The sequence below is a fragment of the Polystyrenella longa genome, from assembly GCF_007750395.1.
Classification (GTDB): Bacteria; Planctomycetota; Planctomycetia; order Planctomycetales; family Planctomycetaceae; genus Polystyrenella; species Polystyrenella longa.
In genome coordinates this window covers 3,577,024-3,595,903 of sequence record NZ_CP036281.1, presented here as the reverse complement: position 1 = coordinate 3,595,903, position 18,880 = coordinate 3,577,024, and the positions used below count along the sequence as shown (strand labels likewise).

The following is an 18,880-nucleotide window of genomic DNA, read 5'->3' as shown; positions in this document are numbered from 1 at the left end:
GTTGTTTATGGACTCAAAAGCGTCATTCGACAGAGGAATGATGACTGAAGTTGTCTGGAGGAGCGTTAGCCTAAACGCTGTTTGAGCAGCTCCAGCAATTCACAGATTTCCATTTTTGACGCACTGAAATTAAATTCACGATCCGTCTCAGAAACGATATCGATTTTAATTCGCAGTGTTGACTCGGGCAGATACTCGGCCATGCGGTCTCCCCATTCCAGAAGGGAGATGGCAGGCAGATCGAGAATCTCAGGTGCACCCAGTTCAGCGAATTCATCACTGTCGCGTAACCGATAGGTATCGAAATGATAGAGCGGAATGGTTCCCGCATATTCCTGGATGAGCGTGAAAGTCGGGCTGGTCACTTCTTTCTCATTCACGCCCAACGCGGTCGCAACTCCTTGCACGAATCGCGTCTTACCTGCCCCTAGATTTCCGTTCAGCGAGATGACAATTCCAGGTTGCAAACAATTACCCAAAGCGGTGCCCAGCTGTTTGGTTTCGTCTTCCGAATGAGTCGTCACTTTGAAATGACAGGACATAACTGGGCCGCCTTGGTCTCAAATTGTATTGTCAGGCACGATGGTTCAGGAATGAGTCAGCGGGAACCAGCAATGTTTTCCGGGATGCGTTGGATCTTGCCATTGCGATCTACGCAAGCAAGGACTGTTTCCGCGCGAGTCAATAGTTGGCCATCTCGATGAATCTCGTATTCATGTTCGAGTTTGGCCATACCGATTTTTTTGACACGGGTGGTGAGTACCAGCAGATCGTCATACTGGAGAGGAACAATATAATGAGTGCTTAGTTTAGCGACTACAAACAGCAACCCTGACTCTTCCATTTGCCGATAGTTGCCACCCTGCTCGCGGAGTAACTCGGTGCGCCCCATCTCAAAATAGGTGGCGTAATTTCCGTGATGAACAAATCCCATGGCATCCGTTTCACTGTAGCGGACACGAATTTCAATTTGATGTTCCTGGATAGTGCCGGAGGACATGGCATTCGCTTTCCTTGCTGACGATTCAGGCACTCAAATTCTGATCGCACACAGATGCGAAACGCAGGCCAATGTTAAGGTGCCAGTGCGTCACTTTGTGCAGAAGTCTCGTGCCGTAAGCTATTCTTGGACAGCATAGTGCATTTTCCCAGATTCCTTCAATTGATGGAACCAGGTGAAAATCCTCCAAGAGAGGAGAATCGCGCACATCGAATCTGTTTTAGTTAGGAAAAGAAACCGAACTGCATTTAAACTCAGTCTCAGGTGCGGACGGAGGCCGCGGGCTCGGCTGCATCATAGGTACGACCTGATTCACCTCGCTCGTGGTTGCCAACAGCGAGTTGGTAGAGGCGTTCGCCGGCGGGAGTCGGGTACTTCTGATCGATGCAGGCCTGACAGAGTTCGCTGCTGTCAAACTGAACGCTCCGAGCGATCGAGTCCAAAGGCAGGTAACGCAGGCTATCGGCTCCAATCGATGCAGCCATCTCGGCTTCATGTTCAGGAGTTAATTCCGTTCCGGGCATGAACCGAGGCGCGAACAGTTCTTCGATCGTCGACATATCGATCCCGTAAAAACAGGGTGCGACAATCGGAGGGCAGGCGACGCGGATGTGGACCTCTTTCGCTTTGCCACGTTCACGTAACTGAGAAATCAGAACTTGCATCGTCGTAGAACGGACAATGGTGTCCTCAACCAGAAGAACTTTTTTTCCTTCCAGTACTTCCGGCAGGGGAGTGTATTTCATGCGGACCTTGTCCGCTCGGTTAGTACTGTCGATAAATGTACGTCCTGCGTACCGGTTACGCAGTAAACCTTCGAGGCAAGGTACATTCAATTCGTAGGCCATGCTGGCCGCAGCCCCCTTGGCCGTATCGGGAACAGGAACAACGATGGTGTCATCGTCGATCTCAAGATCTTCCTGCTTGGCCAGTTCTTCTCCGAGTCGTTTCCGAGAGAGATAAACTGATCGATCATCCAGCGTACTGGCAGCATTAGCGAAGTAGATCCATTCGAAGAAGCAATGTGCCCGGCGGGGGCTTTCTGCATACCGCTTGATCGAAAACTTTCCGTCACGAATTACAATTGCGGTGCCCGGTTCCAGGCTTTTGATGTTCTCTTCCGGAAACCCGAGGTTTGCCAATGCGACCGACTCGCTGGCGGCAACCACCATGTTGGGAGCTTCTTCTGGACCGTCGACAACATAGCAGAGAGGACGGATGCCAAGCGGATCGCGGGAAACAAACATGTCTCCGCGAGCATTCAGGTAGACAATATTGTAGGCGCCATCCAGTCTTTTGGCGAGATTCGACAGCAAGTCAGCCGGGTCCATGCGAGGGTCGCTAGTGAGCTCCTGACAGATCAGGTGCATCAGGATTTCGGTGTCCGTTTCGCGGGCTAGATGGAAGTCGGTTTCGGCGAGGATTTCTTTTCGTAAGTCGAGATAGTTGGAAAGCTGACCGTTGAAGGCGAAGCTGAACCATTTGGATCGTTCGATGTGATGCCGTTCGAACGGTTGAGCATAACTGCGGTCGTCTTTGCCACAGGTGGCGTAACGAACGTGTCCGATCGCGGCGCGTCCCGCATACTCGGCCATTAAAGCGTCGGTTTTGCGAGGGTGATTCAGGTGGAAAACCTCGCTGACGGACCCGACATCTTTATGAGTGTCGATCAGCTGATTCCTCTCCGTGGAGAAGGTCGTCATTCCGGCAGCCAGCTGTCCGCGATTCTGAATATCCAGCAGAATACGCGGTATAACGCGGGAGGCCTGATTGGCGTCACCACGAGGAGCGAATGAGGATGTTTCTGCGGAGGGAAGGTGGTAAACTGCTGCGATTCCACATTCGTGGTGGAGTTCCGCCATTATTCGTGAGCCTTTGTCGTTGCGGCAAAAGGAAATTGAATGAATTCGGAAGTTGGAATGATCCCGTCGTCTGGAAGAGAGAACATTCCTCTGTAGGTTGGAGCTTGAGTATGATCAAGCGAGGAGCGTACTGGAGTGCAGAGAGCTGAGAGAGAATCTTCATAAACTAAAGGAGAAGAGACCCTCTACGACCGATTCCGCTTTCATCATACTCAATTGTATTGTGTGAACCAATCGTTAAGATTCAATTCCGGGAAGATATCTCGACATCCTTATAGGGAACGGGGTTCAACACTCCCATTTTACCTGTCCGGGAGAACGCATAGAACGTCTTTTTCGTTATTGGTTCGATTGTCCAGGAGTAGGTCCGACGAATTCAGCAGGTCGATTACTCGAATAGTAGAAAAAGCAGGTTTTCTACCTTACCCGGCCATCCCGTTCCTACGAAGTCATTTTATAATGGAGTCAGGGCGTTATTTGCCCTCTTTTTTTGAGACGATTTCGGTTTTCGCGTCGAAATGTCGACACTATAAGAGGTTCGGTAGCGTGTTCAGATCGCCCAGTCCAAAATCGACAAGGGATATTTCGAAGCATTTGGTATTTCTCCAAGCCGGGATGGGTGATCGATTACGACACTTTCGATTGCAGGTCGATTAGCCGTTTTTACCCGTTGATGTCGTTTTCTTTCTTCGCAACAGAACTTTTCAGGGCTCGCTCGACGAACTCCTGATTATTCCCCGTCTTCCATGCACTGATAGATTCGCAAACAGCTCATGAATCAAATCGGAAATCTGGTACGTCAGGAAGTCATTCAAACGGCGCGTACCGTCGTGGTGAAGGTGGGTACGAATGTTCTCTCCCTCGATGACGATACGCTTGACATCGAACGGATTGAACTCCTATCGGGACAGCTCCATAAAATCCGCCAGACCGGTCGCAAAGTGGTCCTGGTCTCCAGTGGAGCCATTGGCGCCGGGATGGGACTGCTCTCCCTGAAAAAACGACCAGAAGATCTCCCTCATCTACAGGCTGCCGCTGCTACTGGACAGGCACGGTTGATTCACGTCTATGATGAATGTTTTCAGCGACATGGATACCACGCAGCTCAATTATTATTGACAATTAACGACTTCAAATCGCGTAAACGGTACTTGAACGTCAAAAATACACTGTCGACTTTGTTTGAGTATGGTGTCATTCCCATCGTCAATGAGAACGACACTGTCAGCATCGATGAAATTAAATTCGGCGACAACGACCGACTCGCCGCACTTGTTACCAATTTAATGCCCTCTCCGTTGCTGGTAATCCTCTCGAATATTCAAGGACTTTACGACCGCGATCCTTCCGAAGAAGGAAGCAAGTTGATTCCGCTCGTGCAGAAATGGGATGAGGACCTCCTCGGATACGCAGCTGCGGTGAAAAGTACGCGCGGGACAGGGGGGATGCAATCGAAACTTCAGGCAATTCAAACAGCAACCGCCGTGGGAGAGAATGTCATTCTCGCCAACGGACGGGACCCGCAAGTGCTCGACAAAGTGTTGGCAGGTGAAGAAGTCGGTACACTCTTTCTCGCGGAAGGTCAGACGATCCCCGCCTGGAAAAGGTGGATTGGTTATACCATCACGCCCAAAGGAAAATTTGTTCTGGATGAAGGCGCATGCCGTGCTTTGCGGGAATCGGGCCGGTCCCTGCTGGCGATTGGGGTCGTGCAGGTATCCGGACATTTTGATCAGGGCGAAGTCGTTTCGCTGGTGGATCCCCAGGGGCATGAATTCGCGCGGGGCCTGACCAATTACAATTCCGAACAGGTTCAGATGATCGCCGGAAAACGGACTCCCGAGATTGAACAGATTCTGGGATCGATTCCCTATGTTGAAATCATCCATCGAGACAATCTGGTTGTGATGTCAAATCCTTAATACAAGCTAGAGCGCATCCCAGATAACCGCAGCGTGTTCTGGCGGCGTAGCCTGCTGTATTTAAGGGCTTTTCGGGACCGATAGCCGCCACACTTATCCTGAACACGATCTAGAGACATCCTGTTCCCGACTGTTTTATTTTCGTGTGTTTTAACTGAACAAATCCGATGAAACATGTGTCCTGCCAGTAAAGCAACCTGACCCGGGCTGGATCGAGCTTTATGAGACTCCTATACTTGTAATAACGTACACGCTTCATAACAGGTGAACCACAGAATTGTGGACGCGACCAACTGTGTATGTTATCGACGAAATACGACTGTCTTGAGCAGTCACCCTCTATTATCAGCAAGGGAGACGGGAATGCCACTTCCCATCATCGAACCGACCGGCACCGAGTACGAAGATCCGCTCGATCTGATGGACGAAATCGACGAGCTAAAAAAAGAAAAAGATGCGACCATTCTCGCTCACTTCTATGTCGATGGCGACATTCAGGATATTGCGGACTTCGCCGGAGACAGTTTGAAACTGGCTCGCGATGCGACACAGGTGGAAACCTCCACCATCGTTTTCTGCGGTGTCCACTTCATGGCGGAATCAGCCAAAATTCTGAACCGGAAGAAACGGGTCCTGCTGCCCGACTTGAATGCGGGTTGTTCTCTGGCAGAAAGCTGTCAGTACGAGCCTCTCAAAAACTACCAGGAAAAACTGCGGGCCGAAGGGCACGACTTCCTGACGGTGGCCTACATCAACACCACGGCGGCTGTGAAAAGCCTGTGCGACTGGATTGTCACCAGTGGCAATGCCCGTGAGATCATCGAGAAAATTCCGGAAGATAAAGAAATCCTCTTCGTCCCGGACCAACACCTGGGCCGTTACCTGTCCGAAGTGACTGGTCGCAAAATGATCCTCTGGCCGGGGGCGTGTATGGTTCATGAAGTCTTCAGTCTGCAAGACTTAAATCGCGCGAAACGAAACAATCCGGAAAGCCAGGTGATTGCCCACCCCGAATGCCCGCAGAACATTCTCGAAGTGAGTGACTTCATCGGTGGGACCGAGAAGATGCGGCAATACGTCAAATCGATTGAAAAACCGACGACGTTCCTCGTGGCGACCGAAGCGATGATGATCCATCCGCTGGAAAAACTCGCCCCGCAACACACCTATGTGCCCGTCCCTGGCATCATCACGTCGACCGGAGAAACCTGTGCCTGCAACCGATGTCCGCACATGGCCCTGAACACTCTCCAGAAAATCCGCAATTGCCTCCGCGACGGCAAACCCGAAATCGAATGGCAACCCTACTTCCAGAAAGCGTATGACGTGTTGGAGCGAAGTCTGCTGCAGTAACGGTTCGATAAAGACAGGATAAACTAAATTCCCCTTCCGGCGACTGCTGCCGTGGAGGGGATTTTTCGTAGGTATAGATTTAACGCAGTGCTGCTGGACTTCTCGATCAGGGCGAGCGTTATATACTGAGAGCTTTTAAAACCCAATCGTCGTTTCTCCAGGGACAGTGTCCGACAGACTTTCTGTCGTTGACTTGTCTTGGGGAGGCTCCAAAAATGGTGCTGGTGGTCCTGTTGAAGGGGTTCCTCTCATTGTTGTTCACTGTCGTCGGTTGGGCGCGATCTGGTATAACACGCGGACATTCAAATTGGCTAATTAGATTGGTTTGCTCTTAACGAAGAGAAATTGTATGGACGCTTCCTCACCATCGGATCATCACCTTTCCACGAATACAGAATCGGAACAATCGCCGAGGCCTGTGGAGGTGACGATTGTGGAGAGACCGAATCGGCCGCCGTCGCACTATCGGGTTGAGCAGTTTTATGAAATGCCTCCCCGATATCTGCGAGCGGCAATTCTCTATATTGCAACCTGTCTGAGTACCTTCATCGCCGGGGCGTTCATGTCTGGTCAGATCATGGTTGAGGAGGGGACCTATTGGCCCTTAATTGTGCGAGACTGGAGTGTGCTACAGGAATGGGGGTGGGGGTATTCACTGAGCATTATGGGGATACTCACCTTCCATGAACTCGGGCACTACCTGCAATCCCGAAGGTATGGTGTTCCGGCATCGCTGCCTTATTTTATTCCGTTACCCGTTATTCAGCCCTTCGGAACATTGGGGGCCGTGATCGTGCAAAGAACGGGATGGCGGGATCGGAAGATTCTGTTTGACATCGCTGTCACAGGTCCGCTGGCGGGGCTCGTTCTGACGATCCCGATTCTCTACTTCGGATTGCTCGAATCGAGATACATCGATTTTCCCAAAGATGTGGATATGTCGCAAGTCATTCGATTCGGGGATCCACTGATCATGAAGCTCATGGCCGCACAGGTTTTAGGAGAGCAACCGCCGAATACAGAGATTATGCTGACACCCCTCCTGTTTGCCGGCTGGGTAGGATTATTTGTGACGGCGCTCAACCTGATACCCCTGGGGCAACTCGATGGGGGACACATTCTCTATGCGTTGTTAGGTCGCAAAGCGCACTACGTCGCGATCTCGCTGACAATGCTGGCAATCGCCTTGATGACCTGGTTCGGGCAATACGAATACATCTTAATGTTAATTCTGGTCATCTTCATGGGTGTGAAACATCCCCCTACAGGAAATGACAGAGCTGAATTAGGAAAAATGAGAACCGTCATCGGCTGGTTAACACTGGCGTTCCTCATTCTCGGATTTACAGTCGATCCGATCTGAACGCAAGTAAATCAGCGATCTGCGGAGCAAGGATACTCCGGAAAATGGCGGAACAGTTTTCCGTAAATAACTAAAGACCCGTCTCGCGGATGCCGTTACAATCGGGGAACATCATCACTGTTTCCTCAGCATCTGCTGATCCCTGTGAGAAAGGTCTGTTCTAAATGTCCCGCGAAAAGTTCTGCCAAATTCCTTCCAGATCCGACACTTCCACGTCCTCTCGCCGTGACTTTTTAAAAACATCTGCGCTGACTAGCTTAACTGCTGGCCTGGCCGCCGCCACTCCCGCGATGTTTGTGAATACAGCTCGTGCCGCAGAGACAGGGCGTTCGGCGAATGAACAACTTGGTATCGGTGCCATTGGGATGCGGTATCAGGGTTCAGTTATTACGGAAAAAGCTCGGTTGTATGGAAACATCGTTGGTATTGCTGATGTCGACCGGCATGTACGCGAGCAAGCACGGGCGAGTTTTGGCAGCACTCCCAGAATCTACGAAAACTATCTCGATCTATTGCAGCAGAAAAATGTTGATGTGATTTTGATTGGTGCTCCCGATCACTGGCATACAAAAATGTTAATTGATGCCTGTCGCGCAGGGAAAGACGTTTACTGTGAAAAGCCGCTCACGTTGACGATCGACGAAGGCAAAGTCATTCGGAATGCCGTTGGTGAAACGGATCAGGTAGTACAGGTGGGGACTTGGCAACGGAGCGATCATCGTTTTCGTCTAGCCGTTGAAATGGTGCGACAGGGACGCATTGGCAAACTGCAACGGGTGACTTGTGCGACTGACAAAAATCCAACCGGTGGTCCGTTTGAACAGCGACCCATTCCCGAGCATTTCAACTGGGATCTCTGGCAAGGGCAGACTCCCGATGTTCCTTACCTTCCGGAACGATCTCACTATACGTTTCGTTGGTGGCGCGAGTATTCGGGCGGCAAAATGACGGATTGGGGCGCTCACCACATCGATATCGCTCAATGGGCGATTGACAGCTTGCCTGTGGAAATCAACGGACGCGCGAAATACCCTGATATTCCGAACGGTTACAATGTCTCCACTGATTTTCAAGCGGACCTCAAGTATGCGAACGGAGTGGAGTTGCTAATCCGTGATGAAGGTCGACGGGGGATTCTGTTCGAAGGTGACGAAGGGCGTATCTTCGTGAATCGGGGATCGATCTCGGGAACACCGGTTGATGAGTTGGCGAGCAAACCATTGAACCGGGATACGTTTTCCATTTATGATAATGACAACCTGGAACGTCCTGAACGGGTTGGTAAGCTGGACGCAATCATCAATCACATGGGCAACTTCTTTGATTGCATTAAGTCACGTCAGCAGACAATCTCTGATATTGAAGGCCAGCATCGGTCGGTCAGCACTTGCCATCTGGCAAATATCTCGATGGAGTTGGGCCGTCCGTTAAAATGGGATCCAGATCAGGAAGTCTTCCTTGATGACAATGAGGCAAATGCAAAACTTTCTCGCGAACAGCGTGCCGGTTTTGAAACCGTATAACTTTTTTTTTGAATGTAATCTTAGTCCAAGCCTGTGGTGTAATTGACTCCTCTGCGTTGAAAGTGCTTCCGATGAAAATCACTGAGACCAATCGCCATGAACTAAACCGTCGCGACTTCCTGAAAGGATCCGCCCTCGGTGGACTGACTGCTGGGATTCTAGGTGGTCCATTTCTTCCTAATCTTGATGCAGCGAAAGAGGAGTTTCAGCTCAACTATATCCTGAACTCGGCGATGTATGGTTACACCGATGTGGGGACGATCATTGGCGAAGTCCACAAGACGGGGACCGAGTACATCGATATCTGGCCCAAAGTTCATGGCAATCAGCGTGAGCAAGCAGAAGAGATGGGACACGACGCTTTTCGTGAGTTATTGAAGAAGCACGATGTGAAGCTGGGAGTAGTGACCTGCTACGTCCAGGGGCCTTTCCGGCTGGCAGGCGAAATGAAGTTTGCAAACTCTATCGCTGGACCGGGAACGGTTCTGGTCACGGCCAGCGGTGGTCCAAAAGATCTTAAGGGGACTGAACTCAAATCGGCAATGCGGAACTTCGTGGAGAAAATGAAACCTCATGTGGAAGAAGCCGAAGAGTTTGGTTGCACGATTGCGATTGAAAATCATGCGAATGCCTTGTTGCATTCACCTGATTCGATTCGCTGGTTCGGAGAAATGACGACCTCAGAAAAATTGGGGTCAGATCGATTGGGCGTCGCGCTCGCACCGCATCACCTTCCTCAGGATGGCGAGTTGATTGGAAAAATTGCATACGACTTGGGATCAGGAGTAGCCTTCTTTTATGCTCAGCAGCATGGCATGGGATCTTCGAAGAAGTTGCCCAAAGAGCAGGAAATGCTACAGATGCCTGGAAGAGGCGATCTGGATTTTACCCCCATCCTGGCAGCATTGAAAAAGCATCAATACCAGGGCTTCACGGAAATCTTTATGCATCCCGTACCTCGAGGGGTACCGATCCTCGATAGTTCTTCGGCGATTACGGACGCAATTAATGAATCTCGCATGTACCTCAACAAATGCCTGACGCAGATCTGATGTGGCGGATCGACTGAGAAGCCACGAGTAACGTGGATAAGTTTACTCGCGCGGACCTACATATTCATCGCTGAAAGTGTCGAGGATAAGAACTTCGACACGGTTTCGATTCTCATTCGTGTCGAATTGTTTTTTTTCCATGGGCATAGTGGAACCGGCGGCTCCTATACGGATTCGGTCTGGTTCAATTTCCAGAACCCGAACGAGTGAGTCATAGATAAACCGGCCACGACGGTAGCAGAGATTCCGTTTCTCCTTGTCAGGAATCGATTCGGAGCAGTGGGAGCGGATTTCAATTTTGTTTGGTTTGCCCTTTAACTCATCTGCAATGGTTCGCAGTTTCAAGATTTCCGATTCCGCGAGCGATTCTTTATTTCCCTCGAAGTAAATGGGTTCGCCCACCAGAATGACTTTCCCCTCGCGGTTTCGGAAGACGCGCAGGTCTTCTCCTGAGGTCGATTTACGTCGCAGTCCTCCGTTGTCTTTAGACTTGTCTTTCCACGATCCTAGTTTGGTCATTTTCTCCAACATACTATTATGTGGGAAACTCTTACCCGGTGGATTGGCAGGGGCAAAATCGTATCCTACATAGGATTGAAGAGCTTCTAGAATCGCGCGATATTTATCTTCGGCGACGACTTCGGAAAGCGAGACGAGCATGATGAAGAATGTCAGTAACAATGACATCATATCACCATAGGTCACCACCCATTCCGGAACGCCAGGAGGGCCGTCGTCTTCCATTACTCCAATCCTGTCTCTTCCACAATTCACCGAGGGAACATACAAATCCTTAGCGCGCAGAGGAACGCAGCTGCATCGCTACCGGTTATATCGGTTCTATAGAAAGAGACATTCGAGCCTTATTTAAAGAGATTAGAGAGAAGAGTCTCTTTAGTGATCGCTCATGGGCGATTTGGGGTCGGATTCGAGTGAATCGAGAATCGAATCCAGCTTCAAGACATTCTTGATCTCCTTGAAGGAGATCAACTGATCAGCACAGTCGACAATTTTGCCATGCTGCTGCAAATCGGCCATCAGGTTTTTTAATGCTCCGCCGACTGCCAGTAACGAAGCAATTGGAATAGCCATCAGTTTGTAGCCCAATTCTTCCAGTTCCGATGCGGAGAGGATCGGAGTGCGGCCTCCCCAGAGCATATTGATCATGAGAGGGATGGAAACTTTTTGCGGCAGTTCTCGTATTTGTTTTTCCGTCTCCAACGCTTCTACGAAACACATGTCGACGCCAGCGTCTGCGTACCGTTGCACTCGGTGCACGACTTGGTCAAATGACTCAACAGCCAACGCATCTGTACGGGCGATGATCAGAAAATCTGAGTTTTGTCTGGCATTGACGGCAATGCCAAGTTTGCGTTCCATCTCTTCGCTGGGGATGACGGATTTGTTTTGAAAGTGGCCGCAACGTTTTGGAAAAGTTTGGTCTTCCAAAAGGATTCCCGCAGCACCGGCATCTTCATATTGCTGGACAGCCTGAACTAAATTAGGCAAACAACCGAAACCGGTGTCACCATCTGCGATGAGGGGAACCTGAACAACGTTCGTAATGTGACGAATCGCTGTAATCATTTCAGGTGCTGATATCAGGCTAAGATCAGGCAGCCCGAGTTGACTGGCCGTCGCTCCGAACCCCCCCAGGAAGAGTAATTCTGCTCCGGCGGATTCCAGCATGAGTGCCGAAAATGCATCATAGATACCGATTCCCGTGATTAGACCGGACTGTCCCAGTTTTTCGCGAAGAGCGGTTGATGTGGGATAGTTGGAGGTGAAACTATGCTTTTTCATGTGTTCGATTTAAAAAATGAGATATAAGTTTAATGAAAACCTTAATTATGCTTACTTCACTTTTAAACGGCGCAGGTCTTTCGGTGACAGTGCCGACTTCTTAAAAATACTATAGAAGCTGCAGACAATATTTCGATGGTACGTAGTAAGTACGCTAACTCTCTAACGACCACTGGTTTGTGATCACTCTCTCAAGTTCTCCTCTGAGAGTGTTGACCAGCCAAAAAACATCCCGCTCAGAATCCACTCCCTATGACGACACCACTCATTGTTGAACCGCAGGGGTTTAGCACATTATGTGAAAAGATACGCGAAGTTGGAATAGTTGCTTTCGACACCGAATTCGTTTCTGAATACACATATCGTCCTGAACTCTGTTTACTCCAATTCGCTTTTGGCGACGAAGTAGCCGTCGTCGATCCCCGAGAACTCAGTAATTTATCTGAGTGGTGGGAGATCATGGCCGATCCGAATGTGACCGTAGTGGTCCATGGAGGACAGGCCGAAGTCCGTTTCTGCCTTGAAGAAGGCCAGAAAACGCCGCAGAATCTGATTGATATTCAACTAGCAGAGGGCCTGCAAAGCCGCAGTTATCCCCTGGGGTATGAAGCGATCGTTAATCGACGTCTGAATATTCGACTTTCGGGCAAAGAAACTCGTACCGACTGGAGACAGCGACCACTCAGTGAACGTCAGATTGAATACGCTCTGGAAGATGTCCGGCATGTTGTGCCGATCTGGATGAAACAGAAGAAGAGTCTCGAAAAACTCGATCGTATGGAATGGGCCCGATCAGAATTCGATCGGATGATTCAGGACCAGTCTTCTGATCGTGCGCGAGACCCCTGGACGAGACTGACAGGTATCTACCGACTGAATAAACGTGAGTTCCAGATTGCGAGTTTAATTTGTGCTTGGCGACAGTCCGAAGCAGACAAGTCTAATAGACCGTTAAAGCGCATTCTTCGTGATGACCTCATCATTGAACTCGCAAAACGGCAACCTCGATCCAATAAAGAACTGTTGGAAACACGGGACATCAATCGGGATGGGTATCGACGATATCATCAGGATTTGATCGACGTGATTAATGCCGGGTTGGATGTTCCGAAGACGAAACTGGATCCTGCTCCACAGCCTCCTTTGGGTGATCCAGCAATTGACAGTCAGGTACTGGGTCAACTTCTTTCGTTGGCACTCTCCAACCGTTGTGCTGAGGCAAATGTCGCGCGACAAATTGTGGGAACGGCCGCCGATTTAAAGCACCTGATTCGCTGGCACCTATACGGTCGCGATTCAGAGTCGACCCCGCGTCTGGCCGAAGGCTGGCGATCCGAAATCTGTGGAGACTTGCTGTCGAACCTAATTGACGGAAAGATCTCTCTACGAGTCGTTGATCCCCGGGCCGAGAATCCACTCCGGTTTGAGCAGTGGGACTCGGAGTGAATCGACTTTTATCAAAGTTGTGGGGGACCCATATCCTTGATTTCAGAAAGATTAGGGGGTCGAGATCGCATCGATTTGATCGCGGGTTAGTTTTTCCTGATGCAATAAGGATGAGATTAGAAGGCCGGAGATCACGCCTTGGTCCGCCAGGGCCTGGGCTTCTGCGGCAGTTCGGATGCCGCCGCCGCTAATCAATTCCACGTTGGGAAACTGAGTCGCTATCTGCTGGCACAGCGAGCCTGTAGTTAAACCGGAGCCGGTCCCCACCGCAGCGATGTCGAGGACGATGATCTGTTGAATACCGAATTCGACCACCTCTCTCACGATTTCCAAAGGAGTCTGGTTCTGCCATTCTTGGTAAGCAGAGACGGGCATTCCCTGACGTAAATCGAGACTGAATAGAAGTCTTTCGCCTCCGAATTGCTCTGCTGCACGGGCGAGGAAGTCTTTCTCTGTAAGAGTTTCCATCGCGATAATGGCTCGCTGCACGCCTGCCTTGAAGAGAGCTTCAATTTGTTCCAGGTGGCTGCATCCTGCATCGACGTCCAAAAGGAATCCAGCATCCGTTAGAGTCTGATAGACATTAAAGCTGGGGACTTCTCCTCCCAGTGCGTCCAGATCGGCCAGGTAGAAGTGGTTTAGTCCGAATCGCTTGAAAATGGCGGTGGCCAATTCGACAGGGCCCGAGCTAGCGCTGAAAGGGCTCTGGAGGGGTTGATACGTCTCTCGTTGTCCCGCAATTCCTCTGACGACCTGTCCCCCCTTGAGGTCGAGTACGGGTATTATTTTCATGAGATTTGTCTCGAAATCAAATTTAATGTTTGATATTCCACTCAAAAGAGGGAACGATGGAACCTTAGTATGGTTCTGTTTATCAGGAATGCCAGTTCAACCGTTGTGCGCCTCGGAAATCATAAGCTTCCTTTGCCGACCTTAGCAATTGGAACGATTGAGAGAGTATGACAGAGTCGATAACTTCACGCGAATCGATTTTGAATTGAGCTGCCTACTGATTATGGTTTCATTTAGTCAATTCTGTGTTCTACTTGTGAAATTGTGTCACTCAATCTGTCGTCAGACTTTTTATACGGATTACTCCCTTTCCCGCAAATCAACGCAATCAGTTTCAGCTGGCAGATGAACTTGCCGCAATCTGATTCGTGATCAAGACATTGCTATCCGCATTTCGCTTGGGCCACGGCGGAGCATGCGGGAAAGAATCTGTATTTTAAAAAGAGTCGGAAGTGTATGCATGGGCCGGCCGGAGATCGTTTCAACGTCGATGATCGTGCGGGTTAGCATTAAAATAGATTGAGATTCTACAAAGGAATGGTTTATTCTTAACCGTTCATCACACCACTTCTCGTTTTCCAGATGGATCTCATCAAGAATGAAGCTGATTCAATACCTGCAATGTAAATTCATCTATCGTCCCAGTCGCTCTCGGTTGATTTCAGTCAAGAACACGGATTTTGATCCGAAGTTATCTCGCGATATTCAGATGCATACAGAAGACAACCTTCAATTGAATGGTTGGCATTTGCGGTCGGAGCATGCGGATCGGGAAGAGAGCAGTTGGTCCGATTCTCATCCTACGCGACCGCGCGTTGTCTTATTCCTGGCTGGAAATTCGTCGAACCGCCAACGACGTATCACGCAGTTCAAAATCTTTCTGGAACTGGGGCTGGACGTCGTATGTTTTGACTACCGAGGTTATGGGGACAATCCTGGACGCCCTCGGGAAGAAGACATAGCTCGCGACGCCCATGCAGCTTGGGAATACGTCACCAAGAATCTGAATTACAAACCAGAAGAAGTTCTGATCTGTGGCCAATCACTGGGAGGAGCCGTCGCCGTCAGACTGGCTTCGGAACTAAATCAGCAAGAAGTATCACCCTGTGGGCTTATACTCTGTGCGACTTTCACGTCTCTCAAAGAAGCTGCCCAATCCATATATCCCCGGCTTCCTCTACACAAGTTCCTGGTGGAATCCTACAGCTCGATAGATCGCATCAGGCAAGTGACCTGTCCACTTATCTTCTTCCATGGTACTCAAGACGAGATCGTGCCCATGAAGCTGGGAGAAAAGCTGTACAAAGCAGCGGAACGGTTCTCCGAGAAAGGAGTTCCCAAGCGGTTTGTGGAACTTCCCGAAGCGAATCACAATAATTTTGCGGTTGTGGAACGAGAGATTTATCAACGCGGACTGAGGCACTTCATCTACAATCTGGTGCCACCACCCGATTCCGCCACGATGTTGATCATGAATGAAGCCTGATCACAGCCGCTCTAAGGTAGATCGGGCTCGTCATGATGAACTCGCTCATACTCTTTCGGTCGTTCTACGCGAGTACTCGAGAGCTTTAACGGCGTTCGTCGATGTCGACTTCGTGGTTATGCCGCACATCGACGACTAACAAGGACTCGAAGCCAGTACTGATGAGTTCCGGTTCCGGCTCAGTCAGAACCAGGGGAAGTTGGACAAAGAACCGACTTCCTTTACCGAACTCGCTTTCGAGGAAAATCTCCCCTCCAAGCAGCTTGGTTAACTCTTTAACGATCGAGAGTCCCAAGCCTGTTCCTCCGAATTCACGGGTCATCGTGTCCTCCATACCGGGGATACTTTTTCCCTGCCGGAACTTGTCGAAGATCATTTCCTGGTCGTCCAGCGGAATGCCGACACCAGTGTCCTCGACGAGTATCTGGAATTTATCGTCTTCCAGTTTGTCGACGTAAATGCTCACTCGCCCCCCTTCAGGCGTGAACTTCACTGCATTGGAGAGCAGGTTGTTCAGAATTTGCTGTAACTTGCCTGGATCCTGTTGAACGATTTTCAAGTCTTCAGCAGGAACGAGATTGAGGTCGATATTCTTCTTGTGAGCCAGGGACGAAATCGCATCGACCTGGCGCGAGACAAGGTCATTGATACTCGTCTCTACGATCTGTACTTCCATCTTGCCGCTCTCAATCTTAGCAAGATCGAGAAGTTCATTGATTAACGAAGTGAGTTCACGGCCAGACTGCTGGATGTTGTGGACATACCGTTGTTGTTTCTCATTCAGGTTAGGTGCCTGCTCCAGCACTTCGCTGAAGCCTAGAATACTGTTCAGTGGAGTGCGAAGTTCATGGCTCATCGTCGCCAGAAAGTTGTCTTTCAGTTTGTTGGTTTCATACAAGTTCAGGTTTACCTGGGCCAGCTCATCGACTTTTGCATCCAGGTTCGTATTCACGCCGCGCAGTTCTTCTTGAATCGTCACCAGGTGACGCAACATGCGGTTGAAGGCATGGCTTAATTCTTCGAATTCGTCACCGGTACGAATATCAGCTCGCAGGTCCAGGATGCCGCGCGCAATTCCATCACTGACATCCTTCAAGTGGAGTACCGGCTTCACAATGACGTATCGCACGATCGCATACGCGGCCAACATGGCAAGGAATGCTGTGACAATCGCGGTCGCCATCAGGATGGCGTTATTCATCGCGAGGGCTTTTTGTGTTTTCTTAAGCGGGAACTTCACGAAAACGGCACCCAGCAAATCGCCTTCCTTGAGGTTGGGTTCTGTTTTCAAATGACACTCAATGCAGGAACGCTTGGCGCGCATGGCCGCATAATAGTGATAGGTATCCCCCTGTTCTGAGTCCGTGCCAGGCTGAGTTAATGTGAATTCAGTCTGCCCGTTCTTGAATAAGTCAATCGCCTCATACCCTTGTTGGTACAGAGGACGCTCTGTTGTATCCTTATTGAGGACTTGCCAGTCGAAGTTTGACGGTTCCTGGATGTCGGAGTCTTCACCCTTCTCATCAGTGGCGTAGGGGTTTGAAGCGAGCGAATCCATAGACAGCTGGTCGATGACCCCATGAAAGCTGGACAGTTCCGACTGCTTCCAGTGATGAGACAGCATCACTACCCGGGACAGTGTGCGTGCGCGTGTGAGGTTGGTGTTCTCAATTAATTTCCTGTTCAGTGACGCATAGAAGTAAAAACTTCCAGCAATCAGGAGCATCAACCCGCCTCCGAACAGAAAACGGCATTTCCGTTCGAGGCTGGTTTCACCCAACAGGCGTTTTACGGTGCGATAGGACATGCAGTCAGACTCGGTGGGCGGGAAAGGGGATGTTTCTTTTTAGTGACAGGCGTTCCCCATCATATGGTATTTCAGTGAAAGCGGGCAACCAGATTTTATCAGGCGAATTCCAGACTCGTTTCGAGTGTCATTAGTTGCTAATCGCCGTCGGGAACTGCTACGATCATTGTATCCAGGCGACTCGACTCAGGGACGCTCAACCTGAGGATTTTGTTTTATTCGGGAGTTCAACAGATGCCCACCGGGAAATCATGGCTTCAGCAATCGGTCCAATTCTTCTGGCTGATTTGTGCTGTCGCTGTCCTCTTTATCGAACCGATCTGCCTGTCTGCGGCTACGATTGAAGAGAATATTTCTGCGATTCAGCAGATCGATCAAAAAGCGAAAAATGGTGAACAGGCGACTGCAGCGCTGCAGAATCTCCAACAAAATGCGTCCGCGGGCGATCTACTGCCCCTTCTGAATGCATTCCAGGAAGCGAACCCACTGGCCGCCAATTACCTGCGTAACGCCGTGGAAACTGCCGCGAGCCGGCTAAAGAAAGAGGGCCAAACACTGCCACAAGAAGAGCTACATGCTTTTGTGGTGGATATTAATCACAATCCAACAGCTCGCAAAATTGCTTTTGATCTGTTGACTGGAATCAATGAGTCGTACCGGGAAGAACTAATTACGGGTATGCTGAATGACCCTAGCCCCGAATTGCGACGGGAAGCGGTCGCCCTTGCCATCTCAGAAGCGAAAGACCTTCACGAGGCGAAATCGGAAGAGGCCAAGCCTGCTTTTGAAAAAGCGCTCTCTGGGGCCGTCGATAGCGACCAGGTTCAGGAGATCATTACACCACTGGAAGAGTTAGGCGTGACTGTTAATTTACAGGAGCACTTTGGCTTTCTTTGTAGATGGCATTTAATTGGTCCGTTCGATAACAGTGGACTAATTGGATTTGATGTGGCCTACCCACCCGAAAAACAGGTAGACCTGGAAGCGTCCTATGAGGGGAAAGAAGGAGCGGTTTCCTGGCAGGAACTGGCGACTGAAGAAGATTATGGAATTCTTGATATCTCAGAAGATCTTGGACCTTACAAGGGGGCCGTCATGTATGCGACGACGGAGTTCGTTTCACCTGAGAAACAAACCGTCGAATTCCGTATGGGAACTCCTAATGCCTGGAAGTTGTGGATCAATGGTAAGTTGATGTTCTCTCACGAAGAATACCAACGCGGAATGAAACTCGATCAGTATCGAATTCCTGTTGAATTGCAGGCAGGCAAAAATCAAATTCTGCTTAAATTACTTCAGAACGAGCAGGAAGAAGACTGGGCCCAGCGATACCAGTTTCAGTTTCGAGTTTCCGATTTGGTGGGCAGCGCAGTGCATGCCGAGAAGTAATTCTCTGGCCGATTGACTCTTCTGTTAAATTAGCTCGATTCATTAAATTAAATCCGACTTCATACACGACCCGATCATAAAT

General features: G+C 49.9%; 15 protein-coding genes. 8 read left to right on the top strand and 7 right to left on the bottom strand.

The features are described 5' to 3' along the window. Positions 1-65: 65 nt before the first annotated feature. From tsaE to Pla110_RS13295, 3 genes are all read right to left on the bottom strand, one after another. Positions 66-542, bottom strand: coding sequence for a tRNA (adenosine(37)-N6)-threonylcarbamoyltransferase complex ATPase subunit type 1 TsaE (gene tsaE, locus Pla110_RS13305; RefSeq protein WP_144996239.1), 477 nt, complete (start codon positions 540-542; stop codon positions 66-68). 56 nt (positions 543-598) lie between these two features. After that, the gene (locus Pla110_RS13300) at positions 599-1,000 is read right to left on the bottom strand and encodes an acyl-CoA thioesterase (RefSeq protein ID WP_144996238.1); all 402 of its coding nucleotides are present in this window, start codon (positions 998-1,000) and stop codon (positions 599-601) included. A 260-nt stretch (positions 1,001-1,260) separates the two neighbouring features. Then, complete coding sequence (locus Pla110_RS13295) at positions 1,261-2,862, bottom strand: amidophosphoribosyltransferase (protein ID WP_144996237.1); 1,602 nt, start codon at positions 2,860-2,862, stop codon at positions 1,261-1,263. Between the two features lie 773 nt (positions 2,863-3,635). On the opposite strand from Pla110_RS13295, the gene proB reads away from it, so the two are divergent. From proB to Pla110_RS13270, 5 genes are all read left to right on the top strand, one after another. After that, entirely contained in the window at positions 3,636-4,784 is a 1,149-nt protein-coding gene (proB, locus tag Pla110_RS13290; protein ID WP_144996236.1) for a glutamate 5-kinase, read from the top strand. Positions 4,785-5,147: 363 nt separating this feature from the next. Next, entirely contained in the window at positions 5,148-6,137 is a 990-nt protein-coding gene (nadA, locus tag Pla110_RS13285; protein WP_144996235.1) for a quinolinate synthase NadA, read from the top strand. Between the two features lie 349 nt (positions 6,138-6,486). Then, positions 6,487-7,500: a site-2 protease family protein gene (locus Pla110_RS13280; RefSeq protein WP_144996234.1), complete on the top strand. Its 1,014-nt coding sequence runs from the start codon at positions 6,487-6,489 to the stop codon at positions 7,498-7,500. 164 nt (positions 7,501-7,664) lie between these two features. Further along, a complete protein-coding gene (locus Pla110_RS13275; protein ID WP_144996233.1) occupies positions 7,665-9,023 on the top strand; it encodes a Gfo/Idh/MocA family protein in 1,359 nt (452 codons plus the stop codon). Positions 9,024-9,094: 71 nt separating this feature from the next. After that, positions 9,095-10,075 (top strand): TIM barrel protein, encoded by a 981-nt coding sequence (locus tag Pla110_RS13270; RefSeq protein WP_197440694.1) that lies wholly within the window; start codon positions 9,095-9,097, stop codon positions 10,073-10,075. A 42-nt stretch (positions 10,076-10,117) separates the two neighbouring features. Here Pla110_RS13270 and Pla110_RS13265 read toward each other — a convergent pair whose 3' ends face one another. Both Pla110_RS13265 and Pla110_RS13260 read right to left on the bottom strand, forming a co-directional pair. Further along, complete coding sequence (locus tag Pla110_RS13265) at positions 10,118-10,819, bottom strand: OmpA/MotB family protein (RefSeq protein WP_144996232.1); 702 nt, start codon at positions 10,817-10,819, stop codon at positions 10,118-10,120. A gap of 150 nt (positions 10,820-10,969) precedes the next feature. Beyond that, complete coding sequence (locus Pla110_RS13260; protein ID WP_144996231.1) at positions 10,970-11,878, bottom strand: isocitrate lyase/PEP mutase family protein; 909 nt, start codon at positions 11,876-11,878, stop codon at positions 10,970-10,972. 252 nt (positions 11,879-12,130) lie between these two features. Between Pla110_RS13260 and Pla110_RS13255 the strand changes: the two genes are divergently transcribed. Continuing rightward, the gene (locus tag Pla110_RS13255) at positions 12,131-13,324 is read left to right on the top strand and encodes a ribonuclease D (RefSeq protein WP_144996230.1); all 1,194 of its coding nucleotides are present in this window, start codon (positions 12,131-12,133) and stop codon (positions 13,322-13,324) included. A gap of 51 nt (positions 13,325-13,375) precedes the next feature. Here the strand turns inward: Pla110_RS13255 and Pla110_RS13250 are convergent, their stop codons facing one another. Beyond that, the gene (locus tag Pla110_RS13250; RefSeq protein ID WP_144996229.1) at positions 13,376-14,116 is read right to left on the bottom strand and encodes a HisA/HisF-related TIM barrel protein; all 741 of its coding nucleotides are present in this window, start codon (positions 14,114-14,116) and stop codon (positions 13,376-13,378) included. A 598-nt stretch (positions 14,117-14,714) separates the two neighbouring features. Between Pla110_RS13250 and Pla110_RS13245 the strand changes: the two genes are divergently transcribed. After that, a complete protein-coding gene (locus tag Pla110_RS13245) occupies positions 14,715-15,602 on the top strand; it encodes an alpha/beta hydrolase (RefSeq protein ID WP_144996228.1) in 888 nt (295 codons plus the stop codon). Between the two features lie 85 nt (positions 15,603-15,687). On the opposite strand, the gene Pla110_RS13240 is transcribed toward Pla110_RS13245, so the two are convergent. After that, complete coding sequence (locus Pla110_RS13240; RefSeq protein ID WP_144996227.1) at positions 15,688-17,409, bottom strand: ATP-binding protein; 1,722 nt, start codon at positions 17,407-17,409, stop codon at positions 15,688-15,690. 234 nt (positions 17,410-17,643) lie between these two features. On the opposite strand from Pla110_RS13240, the gene Pla110_RS13235 reads away from it, so the two are divergent. Continuing rightward, positions 17,644-18,798 (top strand): hypothetical protein, encoded by a 1,155-nt coding sequence (locus Pla110_RS13235; RefSeq protein WP_144996226.1) that lies wholly within the window; start codon positions 17,644-17,646, stop codon positions 18,796-18,798. Positions 18,799-18,880 lie beyond the last annotated feature (82 nt).

Coding starts and splice junctions, on each gene's coding strand:
- tsaE (WP_144996239.1), bottom strand. CDS start 542: ATGTCCTGTCATTTCAAAGTGACGACTCATTCGGAAGACGAAACCAAA.
- Pla110_RS13300 (WP_144996238.1), bottom strand. CDS start 1,000: ATGTCCTCCGGCACTATCCAGGAACATCAAATTGAAATTCGTGTCCGC.
- Pla110_RS13295 (WP_144996237.1), bottom strand. CDS start 2,862: ATGGCGGAACTCCACCACGAATGTGGAATCGCAGCAGTTTACCACCTT.
- proB (WP_144996236.1), top strand. CDS start 3,636: ATGAATCAAATCGGAAATCTGGTACGTCAGGAAGTCATTCAAACGGCG.
- nadA (WP_144996235.1), top strand. CDS start 5,148: ATGCCACTTCCCATCATCGAACCGACCGGCACCGAGTACGAAGATCCG.
- Pla110_RS13280 (WP_144996234.1), top strand. CDS start 6,487: ATGGACGCTTCCTCACCATCGGATCATCACCTTTCCACGAATACAGAA.
- Pla110_RS13275 (WP_144996233.1), top strand. CDS start 7,665: ATGTCCCGCGAAAAGTTCTGCCAAATTCCTTCCAGATCCGACACTTCC.
- Pla110_RS13270 (WP_197440694.1), top strand. CDS start 9,095: ATGAAAATCACTGAGACCAATCGCCATGAACTAAACCGTCGCGACTTC.
- Pla110_RS13265 (WP_144996232.1), bottom strand. CDS start 10,819: ATGGAAGACGACGGCCCTCCTGGCGTTCCGGAATGGGTGGTGACCTAT.
- Pla110_RS13260 (WP_144996231.1), bottom strand. CDS start 11,878: ATGAAAAAGCATAGTTTCACCTCCAACTATCCCACATCAACCGCTCTT.
- Pla110_RS13255 (WP_144996230.1), top strand. CDS start 12,131: ATGACGACACCACTCATTGTTGAACCGCAGGGGTTTAGCACATTATGT.
- Pla110_RS13250 (WP_144996229.1), bottom strand. CDS start 14,116: ATGAAAATAATACCCGTACTCGACCTCAAGGGGGGACAGGTCGTCAGA.
- Pla110_RS13245 (WP_144996228.1), top strand. CDS start 14,715: ATGAAGCTGATTCAATACCTGCAATGTAAATTCATCTATCGTCCCAGT.
- Pla110_RS13240 (WP_144996227.1), bottom strand. CDS start 17,409: ATGTCCTATCGCACCGTAAAACGCCTGTTGGGTGAAACCAGCCTCGAA.
- Pla110_RS13235 (WP_144996226.1), top strand. CDS start 17,644: ATGCCCACCGGGAAATCATGGCTTCAGCAATCGGTCCAATTCTTCTGG.